This is a genomic window from Streptomyces sp. NPDC003042, assembly GCF_053591315.1.
Genome location: NZ_JBSFTP010000011.1, coordinates 105,870 through 121,090, shown reverse-complemented (window position 1 = coordinate 121,090; position 15,221 = coordinate 105,870). Strand labels below are relative to the sequence as shown.

Annotated in this window: 15 protein-coding genes and 3 pseudogenes; 8 read left to right on the top strand and 10 right to left on the bottom strand. The window is 69.5% G+C overall.

From position 1 onward, the window contains the following. Window positions 1–16: 16 nt before the first annotated feature. From ACWDYJ_RS09260 to ACWDYJ_RS09250, 3 genes are all read left to right on the top strand, one after another. A complete protein-coding gene (locus ACWDYJ_RS09260) occupies window positions 17–1,624 on the top strand; it encodes an HAL/PAL/TAL family ammonia-lyase (RefSeq protein ID WP_451564867.1) in 1,608 nt (535 codons plus the stop codon). Continuing rightward, window positions 1,552–1,773 (top strand): DUF6233 domain-containing protein, encoded by a 222-nt coding sequence (locus ACWDYJ_RS09255; RefSeq protein WP_451564898.1) that lies wholly within the window; start codon window positions 1,552–1,554, stop codon window positions 1,771–1,773. The genes ACWDYJ_RS09260 and ACWDYJ_RS09255 overlap by 73 nt, the downstream gene beginning before the upstream one ends. 937 nt (window positions 1,774–2,710) lie before the next feature. Then, complete coding sequence (locus ACWDYJ_RS09250) at window positions 2,711–3,610, top strand: NAD-dependent protein deacetylase (protein WP_451564866.1); 900 nt, start codon at window positions 2,711–2,713, stop codon at window positions 3,608–3,610. 174 nt (window positions 3,611–3,784) lie between these two features. On the opposite strand, the pseudogene ACWDYJ_RS09245 reads toward ACWDYJ_RS09250, so the two are convergent. Next, window positions 3,785–5,027, bottom strand: a pseudogene (locus tag ACWDYJ_RS09245) (carboxylesterase family protein). Between the two features lie 74 nt (window positions 5,028–5,101). Further along, on the bottom strand, window positions 5,102–5,473 hold the full coding sequence (locus tag ACWDYJ_RS09240) for an MmyB family transcriptional regulator (protein WP_451564865.1): 372 nt from the start codon (window positions 5,471–5,473) through the stop codon (window positions 5,102–5,104). A gap of 161 nt (window positions 5,474–5,634) precedes the next feature. Between ACWDYJ_RS09240 and ACWDYJ_RS09235 the strand changes: the two genes are divergently transcribed. Together ACWDYJ_RS09235 and ACWDYJ_RS09230 are read left to right on the top strand one after the other, a co-directional pair. Next, window positions 5,635–6,303: a HEAT repeat domain-containing protein gene (locus ACWDYJ_RS09235; protein ID WP_451564864.1), complete on the top strand. Its 669-nt coding sequence runs from the start codon at window positions 5,635–5,637 to the stop codon at window positions 6,301–6,303. A gap of 6 nt (window positions 6,304–6,309) precedes the next feature. Then, entirely contained in the window at window positions 6,310–7,314 is a 1,005-nt protein-coding gene (locus tag ACWDYJ_RS09230; RefSeq protein WP_451564863.1) for a HEAT repeat domain-containing protein, read from the top strand. A 177-nt stretch (window positions 7,315–7,491) separates the two neighbouring features. Here the strand turns inward: ACWDYJ_RS09230 and ACWDYJ_RS09225 are convergent, their stop codons facing one another. Together ACWDYJ_RS09225 and ACWDYJ_RS09220 are read right to left on the bottom strand one after the other, a co-directional pair. After that, window positions 7,492–7,668, bottom strand: coding sequence for a hypothetical protein (locus tag ACWDYJ_RS09225; protein WP_451564862.1), 177 nt, complete (start codon window positions 7,666–7,668; stop codon window positions 7,492–7,494). 30 nt (window positions 7,669–7,698) lie between these two features. After that, on the bottom strand, window positions 7,699–7,875 hold the full coding sequence (locus ACWDYJ_RS09220) for a hypothetical protein (protein WP_451564861.1): 177 nt from the start codon (window positions 7,873–7,875) through the stop codon (window positions 7,699–7,701). Window positions 7,876–7,898: 23 nt separating this feature from the next. Here ACWDYJ_RS09220 and ACWDYJ_RS09215 point away from each other — a divergent pair. After that, window positions 7,899–8,708 (top strand): annotated as a pseudogene (locus tag ACWDYJ_RS09215) (MBL fold metallo-hydrolase); the annotation flags it as partial. Window positions 8,709–8,721: 13 nt separating this feature from the next. On the opposite strand, the gene ACWDYJ_RS09210 reads toward ACWDYJ_RS09215, so the two are convergent. The 4 genes from ACWDYJ_RS09210 to ACWDYJ_RS09195 form a co-directional block, all read right to left on the bottom strand. Continuing rightward, window positions 8,722–9,189: a hypothetical protein gene (locus tag ACWDYJ_RS09210; protein ID WP_451564860.1), complete on the bottom strand. Its 468-nt coding sequence runs from the start codon at window positions 9,187–9,189 to the stop codon at window positions 8,722–8,724. 78 nt (window positions 9,190–9,267) lie between these two features. Beyond that, entirely contained in the window at window positions 9,268–9,936 is a 669-nt protein-coding gene (locus tag ACWDYJ_RS09205; protein ID WP_451564859.1) for a hypothetical protein, read from the bottom strand. 236 nt (window positions 9,937–10,172) lie between these two features. Next, window positions 10,173–10,346: a hypothetical protein gene (locus ACWDYJ_RS09200; RefSeq protein ID WP_451564858.1), complete on the bottom strand. Its 174-nt coding sequence runs from the start codon at window positions 10,344–10,346 to the stop codon at window positions 10,173–10,175. Between the two features lie 395 nt (window positions 10,347–10,741). Beyond that, the gene (locus tag ACWDYJ_RS09195; RefSeq protein ID WP_451564857.1) at window positions 10,742–11,374 is read right to left on the bottom strand and encodes a hypothetical protein; all 633 of its coding nucleotides are present in this window, start codon (window positions 11,372–11,374) and stop codon (window positions 10,742–10,744) included. A 356-nt stretch (window positions 11,375–11,730) separates the two neighbouring features. On the opposite strand from ACWDYJ_RS09195, the pseudogene ACWDYJ_RS09190 reads away from it, so the two are divergent. Together ACWDYJ_RS09190 and ACWDYJ_RS09185 are read left to right on the top strand one after the other, a co-directional pair. Further along, a pseudogene (locus tag ACWDYJ_RS09190) lies at window positions 11,731–11,864 on the top strand (IS630 family transposase); the annotation flags it as partial. 345 nt (window positions 11,865–12,209) lie between these two features. Continuing rightward, window positions 12,210–13,709 carry an alpha/beta fold hydrolase gene (locus ACWDYJ_RS09185; protein WP_451564897.1) on the top strand — a complete coding sequence of 500 codons (1,500 nt, stop codon included), beginning with the start codon at window positions 12,210–12,212 and terminating at the stop codon, window positions 13,707–13,709. 223 nt (window positions 13,710–13,932) lie between these two features. On the opposite strand, the gene ACWDYJ_RS09180 is transcribed toward ACWDYJ_RS09185, so the two are convergent. Together ACWDYJ_RS09180 and ACWDYJ_RS09175 are read right to left on the bottom strand one after the other, a co-directional pair. Continuing rightward, window positions 13,933–14,310, bottom strand: a complete 378-nt coding sequence (locus tag ACWDYJ_RS09180; RefSeq protein WP_451564856.1) for a peptidase inhibitor family I36 protein — start codon at window positions 14,308–14,310, stop codon at window positions 13,933–13,935. Beyond that, on the bottom strand, window positions 14,307–15,035 hold the full coding sequence (locus ACWDYJ_RS09175; protein WP_451564855.1) for a hypothetical protein: 729 nt from the start codon (window positions 15,033–15,035) through the stop codon (window positions 14,307–14,309). The genes ACWDYJ_RS09180 and ACWDYJ_RS09175 overlap by 4 nt, the downstream gene beginning before the upstream one ends. Window positions 15,036–15,221 lie beyond the last annotated feature (186 nt).

The following is a 15,221-nucleotide window of genomic DNA, read 5'->3' as shown; positions in this document are numbered from 1 at the left end:
GGGTTCGGCCGGGCCGGTGCCCGCCCGGGCCCAGGCGCCGGCCGGGATCACCGCACCCGTCAAGGGCGCGGATGTGGTTCTCGACGGCGGGCACCTGACGCTGGGCCAGATGAACGCGGTGCTGGCCGGATCGGCCGGGCCCCTGCGGCTCGCTTCGTCGGCTGCCGCGAAGATGGACCAGGCACGTGCCGGGGCGCTGGCCGCGCTGAAGAGCGGCCAGCGGGTGTACGGGTGGAATCAGGCCCTGGGACCGCTGAAGGACCATCCGCTGACAACGGTGCAGCAACGGGATTTCCAGCGCAGGATTCTGCGTTCGCACGCGGCAGGGGTGGGTGAGGAGGTTTCGGCCGGGGTCGCCCGGTTGGCTTTGGTGTTGCGGGCGAACGCCATGGCTCGCGGTCACATGGGCGTGCGGCCGGAGATGGTGCGGCGGATGCTGGCCCTGGTCAACGCCGGGGTGACCCCGGTGATGCCCTCGGTCGGGTCGCTGGGAACCGGTGATCTGCAGCCCATGGCGGCCGCCGGGATGGTCCTGACCGGAGATGGCGCGATGGCGCGGCTGCGCGGGGGTCCCGCGCGCCCGGCCGGGCAGGTGCTGGAGCAGGCGGGCCTGCCGAGCACGTTCGCCCTGGAGGCGGGTGAGGCCTTGCCGCTGATCAGTGGGAGCGGGGTACTGACGGCACGCTACGCGGCTTCGGTGGTCCGGGCGGAGAGGTTCCTGGACCAGTTCGACGGTGCGTTCGGTCTGTTCCTCGAGGCAACCCGGGCCGAGGCCGGTTCGCTCGACGCGCGTACGCATGCCGAGCGCCGTGTGCCGGCCGAGGAAGAGGAAGCAGCTTTCCTGCGGGAGCTGACCGGGGACAGCGAGTGGATGACGGAGGAGGGACGCAGGCGCTTCGGGGAAAAGTCACCTCGGGTGCAGGACGCGGTTTCGGTGCGCGCGGCCCCGCACATCGTCGGCACGGTCCGCCAGACTTTGCAAGAGGCGAGGACGATCATCGGCCGGGAGGCGAATGCCTCGACGTCCAACCCGCTGCTGTTCAAGACCGGTTCATCGTATGAGTTCGTGATGGGTGGGAACTGGGACGGGGCGCAGATCGGTCATGCGCTGGACACTCTGAACGCGCAGATCACGGATGTGGCGGTGCTCAGCCACGAGTTGTCGGGACGGTTGATCTCCTCGAAGTGGAGCTACGGGCTGCCCGACAACCTGGCCGCCGAGCCGGTCGGGCTGAACTCGGGCATGGTGCAGGTCCAGACGGTCGGTGCGGCTCTGATCCCGGAGATGCAGGCGCGGGCGATGCCGGCCGGGGTGCTGTCGCGGCCGGAGAAGTTCGGCCAGGAGGACCACAACACCATGGCCATGGCCTCGGTCCGAAACCTGGACGACAATCTCGACCGGGCCGAAACCGTCCTGGCCGTCCAGTTCCTCCTTGCCGCCCAGGGCGTCGACCTGGCCAAGCCCAAAATGGGCGAGTTGACGCCGGCGAAGCGGACCACCGAACTCCACCAGCGGTTCCGAGACCACATCCCGGCCCTGGGCCAGGACCGCTGGATGACCCCCGACGTCGAAGAGGCCGTGGACCTGGTCAGGCACGGCCGACTGCGGCCCAACGGAAGCTGAGGCAGCGTACTCCGGCGGGCCCGTCCTCCTGGGACACAGGCAAACGCTGCGCGGCGCTGAGTACCGAGGAGGCGTACCGGGCCCTGGCCGAGGGCGTACCTGGTTGCCCGCCCTGTCAGCCAGACGTTGCCCTGGGTGTGCCGGAGTGACCGGCCGGCTGCAGGGTGGAGGTCAGCGAACAGAGAGACCCCGGGGTGGTCATGGACCCGGGGTCTCGTGCTGAGGAACCGCCCGCGGCTGGACTCCCCCACCGCCGGTGGCCGCGGCCGGGACGGCAGCAGGTCTGCCCACGGGGTGTGCGGGGTCTGGGGGACGGGGGACGGGGGATCATCGGGGTGTGATCACGCAGGTGACCAGCCGACCGGAGCCGCCCACAGCAGCGGAGGTGCTTCGGGCCCGGTACGCCGGGCGGCTGCCCGCCTCCCTGGACAAGGTCGCGGGGCCCAGGACGGGTCGCATCGAGCTGCCCCCTCACATCGTGTGGTCTGGTCTTCGGGTGTTCGACCTGGACCGCCCGAAGCTGTCGCTGCCGCGGCGTCCGGACCGCGCACCCTGGTCAGCCGGCACCGTCATCGGTACCAAAATTCGGGCACTGGCCGACCGCGGCACGGCACGAGACCTCGCCGCGTCCACGCCGCCGCCCAGCACCGTCCCCGCCCGGAGCCGGAGCGCCTCGGTGCCCGTCATGCACGCGACGGCTGCTTTCCCCTCGAAGACCTCCGCGACCGCCTCGTCGGCGCCGACTGGACCGACGAGCGTCCGAAGGTCAACGGGCAGGCAAGCTTCGAGGCGGGTCAGCAAGCGCGACGCCCCCGGTGAGGTAATGCCGGTCGACGAGCAGTACGTCGCAGTTGCGCTGGCGCTGCACCTACACCGACCACTGGTTCGCCTCACCGTCGCTCTCGTCGATCTGCGGCATGCGGCATGCGGGCGGCCAGTGGCGAGCGCTGACGAGCAGGCCCGCGGCGTGCGCGGCCTGCTGACCCCCAGCTGGTGCAAGGGTGCGGGCCAGGTCAACCGAGGTCCGGGCCGGCCCGAGCATCACGGTCCTGTGCCGGTGTGCTGCTTGTTCCGTACGCTGGCGGCATGCGCATGCGCCCCACGCTGAGCTGGACGCCTACCGAGGACCTACGGCCTGGCACCACGGATCCGGAGCCGGTCGCCGACGCGCTGAGGACCGGCGGTGTGCTGGTGCTCAGCGGGGCGGGCATATCCACGGAGTCGGGCATCCCCGACTACCGGGGTAAGGACGGGAGCCTGAGTCGGCATACCCCGATGACCTACCAGGAATTCACCGCCAGTGCTCAGGCCCGGCGCCGGTACTGGGCGCGCAGTCACCTCGGGTGGCGCACGTTCGGCCGTGCCCGGCCCAACGCCGGGCACCGGGCTGTGGCGGCGTTCGGGCGGCACGGCCTGCTCGCGGGTCTGATCACCCAGAACGTCGACGGCCTGCATCAGGCCGCCGGCAGCGAGGGCGTGGTGGAACTTCATGGAGGCCTGGACCGGGTCGTGTGCCTTTCCTGCCGCGCCTTCAGCTCGCGCCGTGAACTCGCCCGGCGGCTGGAGGGGGCCAATGTGGGCTTCGAGCCGGTGGCCGCCGGGCTGAATCCGGACGGTGACGCCGACCTCACCGACGAACAGGTCGGGGACTTCCGCGTGGTGCCTTGCTCGGGGTGCGGCGGCAGCCTCAAACCGGATGTGGTGTTCTTCGGCGAAGCCGTTCCGCCGCGGCGGGTCGAGCAATGCCGCGAACTGGTCGGTGAGGCGTCCTCGCTGCTGGTCCTGGGCTCCTCGCTGACGGTGATGTCCGGGCTCCGGTTCGTCCGTCAGGCAGCTCAGGCCGGGAAGCCCGTGTTGATCGTCAACCGGGATCCGACCCGTGGCGACCGGCACGCCGTCACCCGGGTGGCGCTTCCCCTGGGGACGGCCCTCACCACCCTGGCCGACCGACTGGACATCTCCGTAGACGGCCAGACAGCGGCCTGAACTGGGCAGGAACTGAGACCTCCGCGGTAGCGGGCCGAGGGACCTGGGGCGGGGCCGGTGCGGGTGCGGGTGCGCCTTCCGCCGCGAGCGGGCCACGGGTCGGGGACCGGCTCCCTCACCGACCTCGGCACGGACTGGGCGTGACGCACCCGCCCCCGGGGCGCTGCCGCCGGGTCAGTTCCAGGCCTGTCGTTCCTGGCCGCGAGGGTCGTCGACCTGGGTCCACTGCGCGTCGATGCGCATCGTGGCCCGGCGCTCGCTGTCGTACGGGTCCCAGCCGGGGTTGCTGGTCCTGGCGAACCGGACCCACGTCTCGTGCACTCGGGCGGCGAGATCCGCGGGGGGCTTGTCGGGCCGAGCAGGCCGTTGGGTCCGTTCAACTACGCGAGGTCGAAGACGAAGGGGAGCTCCATCGCGTGGGGTGGCGCCGAGCTCTCCGTTGAGGGCGGGAGCGCCACGCGAACTCGTGGCCGAAGGGGGCGGACTGGGGGTGGGCGGCATGAGCACTGGCCAGTGCCCAGCTGCCCGCGCCGAGCGCGGCGTCGCCCATGATGGCGGACCTCAGCTCACCGAAGGACGCCTCCGGGCGCGCCTTCCGGTACGTTTCGACGAGCTGCGCCGGATTCGGGTGCGCGCGTGCCGCCGCCGCGTCGACGTCGGCGCCGAGGCCGACGGAGACGGATTCGGCGGGCTGCGTGTCGAGGACCAGGCTGAAGGGGCTGAGTCCGATCAGCGGGTCGCTGTGCGTCTCGCTCTGCAGGTCGATGCCCGCGGGCCGGTTGGCGGCCTCGACCAGACGCTCGTCGGAGATGTCCGCGAAGGCGTCGGCATGGGGATCGGTGCCCACGGCCGTGGCTGCGGCCTTGGTGACGCGGGCAGCCTGCTCGGTCGTGAACGCCCCAAGGCCGCTGCCCCTTTGGACGATGATCCGGCGGAAGAGGCCCGTGGCTTCGGGGTGGCGAGCACGCCGCCGACAATCGTTGCCCCGGCCGACTGGCCGAAGAGCGTGACGTTGCGCGGATCACCGGCGAAGGCAGCGATATCCTCGCGCACCCGGCGCAGCGCGGCGACGACGTCGAGCAGGCCGCGGTTGGCGGGCACTCCGGGGATGTCGAGAATCCCGCGATACCGAGCCGGTAGTTCAGGGTGACGAGGACGACGCCGTCGCAGGCGAAGCCGGAGCCGTCGTACATCGAGGACCGCGTCGATCCGGCGACGAATCCACCGCCGTGGACGAACACCATGACGGGCAGGTCGCCGCCCACGGAGGCGGCCGTCCAGACGTTGACAGCACGGTGGCGTCCCGTACGCCGTCCCAGGACTCGTGCGGCTGCGGGTGCGTTGTCGGCCGCCCAGCCCGGAACCTTGCGGCGGGTGGCGTGCGCACCCTGGATGACATTTCACTGTCCTTGTCCACTGCCGTGTCACCCTGCGGCCCGGGGCACGGCTCCGGGGCCGTGGTTGTGGTGGTGGTTGTGGACCAACCGGATTTCAGAGTCGGTCGAGCGGGGCCCACCGCTGGATGCCGAACGCACCGCCGCTGCGTTCCCCCACGAAGTGGGCGGGCAGGACAAGCGCAAGTCGGCTCCCGTTGCGCGGCAGGGTCGCTTCCTGCGGTGCGGTGGCGTGGGCCAGCTTCAGGGCTGTCGCGGACGGGGAGCCGGGATCGGGTGTAGCCACCACCAGGGACGGTCCGCTTCCTTGCGGGCTCTGCAGCGTCTGCTGGGTGACTGTCAGTGTCCCCACCAGCGGGTGGCGCATTTCGTGGTCGGCGACATCACAGGCCACGATCCGGTGATCGGCCCACATCGTGGCGAACTCCGCACTGCGCATGGTCAGCTCGCCGATCAGCCCGGCCAGCAATGGATCGTGCAGCCACCAGCCTCATGGCATCACGCACGTCCCGTCTGACGTGACCGGCACCGGACCCGGTGAGCAGACGGTGCCTGGCCCTCTCACGGCGTGGCCTCGCTTGACCTTGACACAGTGACAAGGTCTTCACTGCAGCCAAGGAGGTGGTCCCGATGACCATGCCGAAAGAGGACACGGACATGATGCGAGCTCTCCAGGGATGGGAGAACAGCAGCTCGTCGGTGCGGCTTCAGGCAGCGCTGGCGGTCGGCACGACCCCAGACACGCGGTTCATCGACAAGCTCATCGAACGATGCGCGATCGAGCCCGAATTTAATGTGCGTGAAATACTTACGTGGGCACTCACCCGCCACTCGTCATCGATGACGGTCCCAAAGCTTCTCGATGAACTCCGCTCGGAGCGTGCGCAGGCACGAAGCCAGGCGTTGCACACGTTGTCCAAGATCGGGGATCGGCAAGCGTGGCCGGCGATCACACGGGCGCTTCTGACCGACGCCGACGACGAGGTGGCGCGGAGCGCCTGGCGAGCAGCGGGCGTACTCGTGCCCGAAGGTGAAGAAGCAGAGTTGGCCGGAGTGCTGGCGACACAGCTCGGGCGCGGCGAGCGTGAGACGCAGTTGAGCCTCAGCCGGGCACTGATCGCGCTCGGTGAGGTGGTCATGCCGACCCTGCGCGCCGCGATGACGGATCTCGACCCTCGCGTGCGTCAGCACGCGATCGCCACGGAACGGCTGATGCGCAACCCGGATGCCGGATTCGAGTTCGCGATCGAGGAGGCCAAGCGCATCGTAGCCCTCGGCACGACCAGCAAGGAGGGGTGATAGGCAGTGTTGATCGGTGATGTGGCACGACGGTCCGGGGTCAGCGCCCGCATGCTCAGGCATTACGACTCGCTCGGCCTCGTGCGGCCAACGGGTCGTACCGCCGCCGGCTATCGCGAGTACTCCAGCGAGGACGTCCGGAGAATCTTCCATGTCGAGAGCCTGCGGTCATTGGGTCTGTCGCTGCGTGAAGTCCGGCGCGCGCTCGATGATCCCGGCTTCACGCCCTCGGAGCTCGTCGACGACCTCATCCGCCAGACGCGAGAACGCATTGCAGGTGAGACGGAGCTGCTCACGCGACTCCGTCGGATCGGTGCCGCGGAACCCGCCGGCTGGGAGGACGTCCTCCAAACCGTCTCGCTCCTTCAGGCGTTGGGGTCAAAGAGCGCTGGAACGCGCCAGCGCGCGGCCCTGTCCTCAGTCTCAGAGGTTCCGGTGCCAGTGGAAGCACTGGTCGAGGCAGCGCTGAGCGAGACGGACCCCAACGTCGCCGGAGCCCTTCGATGGGCTTTGGCGCAGTTGGGCGATGGCGGATTGCCACTGCTGGCGGAGGGCCTGGGCTCACCGGTAGCCGAGGTGCGGAAACGTGCCGTCCAGTCCATCGCCGAGATTCCGAACGGTGAGGCGACCGCACTGCTGCGGGACGCCCTCGCGAACTCCCACATCGTGGTTCGCAGGTATGCAGCTCTGGCGCTCGGGGCACGTGGAGTGGCCGACGCGGTCCCGACGCTCATCGACATGGTCGTCGAGGAGACGAATGACGTCGACGCGGCCGATGCACTGAGCGCGCTGGCGAATGATCCCGCGTTGGCGGATCAGATCGCTACGAGGCTCATTGACTGCCTCGCCGATGGCACGGTTGAATCGTCTGCACGTCGACGGCTGACACAGGCGCTCGCGGATATCCCGGGAATCACAGCGTCACGCGCCCTCGCCGATCTGTCACATGACGAAGACCGTGCCGTTGCGCTTACCGCGGCATACATTCTCGGGATACGCAACGCACGATAACGGATCTTTCGTGCGGCCACTTCCCAGGCGCGGACGAGCGCCGGCACCTCGTCCGGCGACGCACGGAGCAGGAGGACGCGGGGCGCCACAGGGGGGTCGTCCGGGAAACCGCCCGCAGTCAGCAGCTCATCGTCCGGGCCCGCCCCCACGGCGTCGTCCGGGCCACCCCCAATCGCCTTACATGTCGCCGATGGTGAAGTGGTCGATCGTCGTGGTGTAGGCGATGATGCCGCCCATCACGGCGACCAGGGCCACCCTGGCCGGAGGCTTCCCGGGGACACCAGGCCGGCCCGGCGTACGCTCGTCGACAGGGGACTCGTCGTCGACATCGTCGAGGTGGGCGGCAGGGCTCACCGGGGCCGGTTCGGCGTGCAGTGTCCACCATCACCCATCACCCATCACTTCATCGTGCCCCTCGTGCTCGTCACCTGCCTCTATAGGCTCCTCGGCGAGCCGGACCCCGACGAGACTGCGGGAGGATCCATGACCGCGCTCGGTGACCTGATCGAGATCGACGACGTGACCGTGCTTGTCCTCGGGCAGGAACTGGATTTCGAGCACGATCAGCGGACGTCGCCAACGCCCTCGTACACCGGGTCGGCGACACGCTGGTGCTCGTCGACACCGGCGTCACGGCGGCCTTCCGCGCGGCACTGCGGGAGGCGGCCGACCGGGTCGGGCACTGGTCCCGGGCACTGGTGCTGACTACGCACGGCCATCTCGACCATGTCGGCAACAACGACCTGGCTGACGAGCCCCGGACCTACGAGGAGCGACCGCTGGAGCGGATTCGGATCGGCTCGCTTCCGCTTCGATTCACCGGCTGGACCTTCGCCGACGGCGCGGTCCGCCTGCTGCGCAGCCAGGGCCACTGCACCGGGCAAGTGATCGTGCACCTGAGGGACAGCGGCGTTCTTCACCTGTCCGACGAGGGCAACGGACCCTGCGGTGCGATGGTTGACGCCGACCAGCTCAAGATCCAGACCGCGCTCGGCGCCGTTGCTCTCCTCTTCGAGGAGGGAGAAGCCGCACTCCTCACCGACGGACACACCTTCGCCGTGCGCCGTGGCGCTGAAGCGGTGTCCTACCTGGACGGGCTGCTGGAACAGGCCACCGCCCTGCAGGAGGCGGCACTCAGGCTGACCAGAGAGAGCAGGCAGGTTCGGCCAAGCGCTTTCACCACCCGCTACGCGGAAATCGTCGCTGAACTGGGGGTCGGCGGCGCCAACCCGAATGCGATGTTCACCGCCATGATGGCGGTCAACCAGCTCCGCGAGATCGGACTACGGCCGGAGTCCGGCGACGTCGACGCCCCCTGGTCCCGGCCCACGCTCCAAAACCCCGCGCAGACGGATACGGCGTGGTCTACGGCGGCATCGCCGGCTGCGGACTGACGGGCGCGGAGCCTCAAGGGCCGCCAGGACCTCGTGGGGTCAGAACTCCGCCGCGTGCCGCGCCGCTGTCGGCGACCAACTCCCCGCACGACGTGTCACGGCCGTGCGCGGTGATGGCCGCCGAGACGCCGTCCGTACCAGCACCGGAGAAGGTGACGGTGAAGCACCGATGCTCCATCGCCTGGGCCGGGCCGAGAATCGGTGCGGCTCGCTCATAGATGACGGAGAACGACACCACCGCGCGCACGGTGGTGTCCGTACGACGCAGGTCGTACAGTCCTCCGTGCGCCGGTGCCATGTCGGGGCCCGAGGTGATCACTTTCCGCAATTCCTGCTGGTCGAAGGGAAAATCGGCCTTGCGGGCGAGGACCTGGTCCGCGAACCGCTCGGCGTACACCCGAGTACCCTCGAAAGCCTCTTCCTCCCGCACGTCCTCGCTGTGACTGGTGATCAGGAAGGCTTCGGGCATCATCGCTGCCACGACCCGGCAGAACTCATGGGAAGAGGTCGGCAGAGTCCAGCTCCGTGCAGCACCCGACCTGGCGGACTTGGGGGCGCCCTAACTGCTGCACACCTCGATGACAGGTTTGGTCGAGCCGTCCGGCGTGTGGGTGACGCTCTTGCCATCCCGGTTGAACGTCACCTTGTAGGTGCGGTCCTCCGTCTGGCCCGGCTCGAGGATGGCCTGGACGTAATGGCCGCTGCCATCGATGACGACGGCGCGCCCCTGGTCGATGACGACGTATGCGTTCCCCCTCAGGCCGCACATCGGCAGCCCGTTGACGGCTGGTGCGACCTCGCCCACGCGGTAGGCGCGCGAGGGTGTCGGTGCCGGCTCGGGGGCGTGGCGCGGGTGGCTGGATTGCCTGAGGGTGTCGACAGCGACGGCGGCGTTGAACTGTGAGCCGTTCGGGCACTGTCCGTCGATGCCCCAGGTCTGTATCCGGTCGGGTTCGTAGTTGGGGTCGCCGGGCCTGCCGCGTACGTCCGAGGCGATCTTGGTCGTCCCGATGTAGGTCTGACCGCCGTACTCCGTGCCGAGCTGGAGGCGCAGCAGAGCCTCGCCGAACAGTTGGGAGCCGGCGGTGATGGTTGGGGGCGGCGACTTGCTGACGGGGCAGACCACGGTGATTTGCAGCGATTCATTGGGCCCGACAAGGGAGGGCGTGGTCCAGGCCGGGGCATCAGGCGGCGGGGCCTTGGCCGAGGTGGCGGACGCGGCGCCCACACACAGTGCGCCGGCGCAGGCGGCGGCTATCAGATGTCGAGACACACGCATGGCATCAGCCCTTCTGCGGCGGACACCCCCGAGCGGTCCATCTATAACCGCAAAGCGAGATCATTACTCCATTCAGGCCAGCCGACACACGTTCCCTCTCGCGTCGTGCCACCGCGCAGATCGGCCCCAGGCCAGGCTGGCCGAGAAGGCCGGCGCGACCGAAACGAGGCCGCGGCAACTCTCGCTCAGGAGACCCATCCGCTCATCGACGCCATCGCCTCCGAGACGGAGTCGGGCGCAGTCGCGGCGCACCAGGCCAGACCGGACGGCACGTGGGAAGGATCCTGCGGGCCGTCCAGGCCGCCGCCGATGCCGATGCGGATGCCGAAGGCCGGATCGACTGGAGCAATGGTCAGCATGGGCGTCACCTCCTGCCGGGCTCATCAGCAGCGGCAGGGCTCAGGCCCGCCCACCGAGATTCCCGGCAGACGAACCACGCCCACCCGTTACCGGCCCGACGAGGCGTTGGGCCGTTCAAGGGGGTCAGTGGGGTGATGCCCCGCAGTTGATCCCCGTGCGTGAGCAGATCCGGGTTCCGCGACCGGCGCGCGCGCCCGGCCGACGGGCGCACGATCACAGCCCTTCCAGGTCAGGTCCACGCGCCCACTGCCCGGCCGGCGGGCGCCGTCACCGCCGGACGTGTCAATTCCTCAGCCACATGCGCACGACGTGCTCAGCTCGTGCTTCGAGATGGACCTGGTCGCACGATCGTCTGATCGCTCCAGCCCTGTGCTGCCGCGGTAGGGCGTGATCTTTACGGGAGTCCGACCAGGCCCCAGCCCCGTAGTCCGGCTTGTGTGACCACCTCACCCCACTCGTGCATGAGCGCGACGGCGTCGTCGAAGGTACCGGGCCGGGCCGCCCAGCCGCGGGCCTCGGTGTTGAAGGGCTCGCGGAGGTCCTCCAACCGGGGTGCGGCCACTTCCCAGGCGCGGACGAGCGCCGGCACCTCGTCCGGCGTACGGAGCAGGAGCACGCGGGGGCGCCACGGTGCGGGGTCGTCCGGGAAACCGCCCGCCGACGGCAGGTCATCGTCTGGCCCCGCCCCCACGGCGTCGTCCGGGCCGTCCCACACCAGACCGCCCAGGAAGCGGTCGAGAGCGTCCCTCAGGTCGGGCGCGGCCGACGCCCTCATGTCGCCCCAGGCATTGGCCAGATGAAAGTGCCAGCTGTACGAACCGGTGGTCCCGAAGAACCGGTACTCAGCGCACCACAACGACTGCCGCTGCCAAACCCAGCCACCCCTCACCGCAAGGTCGGCCTCCTCGCACGGAACGCAGCAGAAGTCCGGGTACACGGCGTCGGTCAGCACCTCCAGGCGCCCGCCCGCCGGTATCCGGGCCAACTGTTCCCAGTCGGCCATGACCACGGTGATGTCCAGTCCCATCAGCACAGGCTAACCACCGGATGCGGAGCCGATCAGGCCTGGGCGGGCAGGGAGTTCTGCGCGTGATCGGCCGGGCAAGGCCTCACCGGGGTCGATGGCGGCGTGGAGAGTTTGCTTACGCGCTGTTCCTCAGGGCCGGGGTCAGTTCGTACGGTTGCGTTGAATGCCTGAGCGGGAATGGATGTTGATCGCGCGCCGTGCGCCGCCTCAGTGGAAGTGGTACTCGGCCGGCTGCGGGAGCTGGAGGACCGCGCGAGGCGGGAAAGCCGGGTACGCAGCGCGGTGGAGGAGCTGTTGGAACAGCGCCGCAGGCAGGCCCGATCTCGAAACCCCTTTGAGGGCCCAGGTCGCCGGCTGTGAAGTACGCGCAGGGCGGCGGGTTGACCGACGCGGGCCGCGCGGGGGCGGATCCGGCTGCAGGCCGTGGAACGCTTCGAGGGCGGGGAGAAGGACCGGCAGGTCGGCCGCACTGCGGCTGTCGGGTCGGGCAGGCGGCCTTCCTTCTCCCGCACGCGGTCCCCGGAGCCGGGAAGGCCGCCGCCCCCGCCGAGAGCGGCAAGGGCAACGTCACCCTCGGCTCCCGCGTCCTCGCCGCCATCAGCCTCGTCATCGGCCTCGTCTGACTGAAATACCTCCGGTGGCGGAACTGACCAGGCCTCGAAGCCGTCCAGGAGCCGTTCGCTCCCGCCGTGATCTCCAGCGTGTAAGTGGCCCCTGCGGGACCGCCCGTGTGGTGGTAGGTCCATCCGGCCGAGCCCGCCTGGCAGGGCGTCACAACACGCCCAAAGATGCTCCTGAATCCCCGCCCGGGACACCAGCCGTCTCAGGAGACACCTTGCACATCCGAAGAACATTCCCACCCACCCCCACCAGAACCTCGCGCGGCCGACAGAGGTTGTGGCTGCTGTTCCTGTCCGTCGGCCTGTTCACCTCCGCCGTCGGCTCCGGCCCCGCGGCGACCGCCGCCGGGGGCCCGTCCCCGGCCACGCGCTGCGACAAAGCGCCGACCGGCGTCAGGGTCCAGGACCACTGGCTGGACTTCACGGTCCCGGCTGGGCTGATGCCGGATCCGAAGTTCGACGGCCGCCCGGCGAAGATCCAGGTCCACCGCGTCCGGCCGGTGTACGCCCACGGCAAGTGTCGCGGCGTGCCCAACCGGGCCGCGGTGCTGGTCCACGGCAGCCGAGTCCCCGGCACGCCGTCGTTCGACCTGCGGCACAACGCGCCCGACGGGGGCACGCTCAGCACGCAGCGGGCACTCGCCCAGGCGGGCATCGACACGTTCGCACCCAGCCTGCTCGGCTACGGCCGCTCGACACGCTTCGCGGACGGTCTCGACGACCCCGGCAACGCGAGCCTCAGGCCGTACAACGCAGACGGGAGCTGCTCCCACCCCGAGGGGTGCGACCGCGCGCACCTGCCGATCTTCCCCCTCGACCAGCAGGGGACACTGTTGCTGAACAACCCTCTCGACGGGCAGCGGCGCCCCCACTCCAGCAATCACCGCTTCGCACGCACCGACGTGTTCGTACGCGACATCCGTCAGGTCATCGACCACGCCATCGCTCGCGCGAAGCCGTCGGACGGCAAGGTCACCCTGATCGGCTGGTCTTTCGGCGCCAACTACGCCGCCAGGACGCTGCACACGGATCCGGCGTTCGCGAAGGAGAAGGTCAACCGTGTCGTGTTCCACTCGTCCGGCTTCGACACACCGACCGAGGAGGTGACCCCGCCAGCGGGCTTCACCAGCTTCCCCACGAGCCTCGCCACACGGATGTCCATCGTCTCGGGTCCGACGATGCCGCCCGGGCGGGCCGAGGTCTGCACCGGCCACCGGATCCCCGGCACGCAGGAGCAGTTGTGGGGGCAGATGATGGAGGAGGACCCGTTGGGCAGCACGTGGGGTGGTGACAGCCCGACCAACCCCGCCGGCCTCAACCGCTCACCGACATTCTCCCTGTACGGCTGGAACGCCCAGGTCGCGGGAGAGCTGACGACGACGCCCTCGCTCGTCATCCACGGCACCGACGACACCGTCGCCAACCCGGCCTGGGGGCCGGCCATCTACAACAGTCTCGGGACGTCCGACAAGGTACTCGTACAGGTACGGTGCGGCAGCCACCTGCTGCACCTCGCGGGCTGCTCGGGCCCCCGCTGCATCCCGGAATCGGGAACGCCGTACGGCGGCCGCCCCGGCCGCCCCTGGGCCGGCCCGCACTCCACGTACCAGGCGGCACTGACCGAGTGGATCGAGAACGGCACCTTCGACGGGGCCGCGAACGGCCACTTCGTGGTCAATGAGAGCGGCGTGGCGAATCCGGCCGCCAGCAGGTGAACGTACGAAGGGCCCGGCATCGGCCATGTCCGATGCCGGGCCCTTCGTACCTATGACCGGCAAAGCGGCCTGCACTCCAATTCCCTTGCCGGTCTGACCATTTGTGAATCTCTCAGCCTGGGACGTCTCGGCGATCCCTTCGAGCGGGGCCCCGAACACTCCGGCCTCCGGCCACTGCCGACGCCACCGCTCCACCCACCGCTCCGACATCACCCCATCCGGGTCAGCAGCCCATTGCCCAGGTGTGGGAGTCGCCGTTGTCGTTCGCAGCTCCGTTGTAGTTGACCTCCTGGCCGGGGGCCAGACAGATGGTCATGTGGCCGCCCTGGTGTGCCCGGGAGTACACCTTGACGTGGTCCTTGATACCCGGACCCGAGATGCCGTGATTGGCCCACGAGGAGTCCTCGTCGGCGATCCAGGACTCCCACCAGCCGTCATCGCCTGACCAGTTGGCGCGCTGACCACCGAAGTCGGCGCTCTCCCAGGCGCAGAACTGTCCGCTGGGACAGTCGGCTGCGCCGGCCGTGGTGGAGACCGTCAGGGCTCCGGTCATGGCGAGGAGGGCAGCGGCAGCGGACGTGATGATGCGTTGCATGGTCATGAGGGGTTGTGCCCTTTCGGTTCTGCTGGTTCCAGATCTTTGGTCGGGTCGGTTCTCTGACTGAGCCCATGGGGGGCTTTTGCGGCGGAGGTCAGGTTGGCAGCTCGTTGCAGGGCGAGCTTGCGCAGCTGTCGGTAGGCGGCCAGTTGCTCGCGCCGCTCGGTACGTACCTTCGCCAACAGGGCGGGCTCCAGGCGGGATTCGATCTCGGCCAGGCCGCTCTCGCGGTTGCAGCGGTCTGTGACGGCCGGTTCCGGCTGGTCCGGGTGCGTTCCGGACAGGTGTCCCGTGCAGCGTTTCCAGCGGGCCGTCGCGGCGCGGTGATGGGGGTCATCCGTCATCCGCGCCTGTGCTTCCGCGCTCAGATTGTTGACGATCACCTCGGCTTCGAACCACCGCTTCTGATCGCCGTAGAGAACGCGCCGCGCGTCGGCGAGGCAGCCGTCCGTGTTGGCGGTGACCGTGTGTCCGGTGGGGAGGGTGAAGGACAGCTCGCGGGGGTCAGTGCCGAAATAGGCGGCCTGGAAGCGCTTGTTCTGGCCGGAGGTGGTCTTCGGGTCCTCCGGTACGGACGGCAGGGTCAGCCCCTGCCCGGACAGACAGCGGGTGACAAGGGCAAGCTGCGCGTACTTGATGAGGTCGCCCTGAGCTTGTTCGCCGGCCGGGATCTCCCGGTGCGGGGATGCGGTCGGAGGAGCGGTGCAGCCCGTCAGCAGCAGCGCCACGGCCGCGCCACAGACAACGCGGATCAGTCGCACAGTCCGGCCGACCTTGCAGTCCACGGTTCCGGCAACGACGCCGTCGAGACGTACCTGTCCCGCGCTACGACGGTGATGATCTTCCTCACTGCCGGTGAACGAGCGCTGTCGCCGAAGGTCACGCCTCGCAGAGAGAGGCCGCGGGTGAGGCGG

Bases quoted from the DNA above. Each gene is read 5' to 3' on its own strand.
- ACWDYJ_RS09180 (WP_451564856.1), bottom strand. From the start codon at position 14,310: ATGACCATGCAACGCATCATCACGTCCGCTGCCGCTGCCCTCCTCGCC.
- ACWDYJ_RS09250 (WP_451564866.1), top strand. From the start codon at position 2,711: ATGCGCATGCGCCCCACGCTGAGCTGGACGCCTACCGAGGACCTACGG.
- ACWDYJ_RS09200 (WP_451564858.1), bottom strand. From the start codon at position 10,346: ATGCTGACCATTGCTCCAGTCGATCCGGCCTTCGGCATCCGCATCGGC.
- ACWDYJ_RS09235 (WP_451564864.1), top strand. From the start codon at position 5,635: ATGACCATGCCGAAAGAGGACACGGACATGATGCGAGCTCTCCAGGGA.
- ACWDYJ_RS09195 (WP_451564857.1), bottom strand. From the start codon at position 11,374: ATGGGACTGGACATCACCGTGGTCATGGCCGACTGGGAACAGTTGGCC.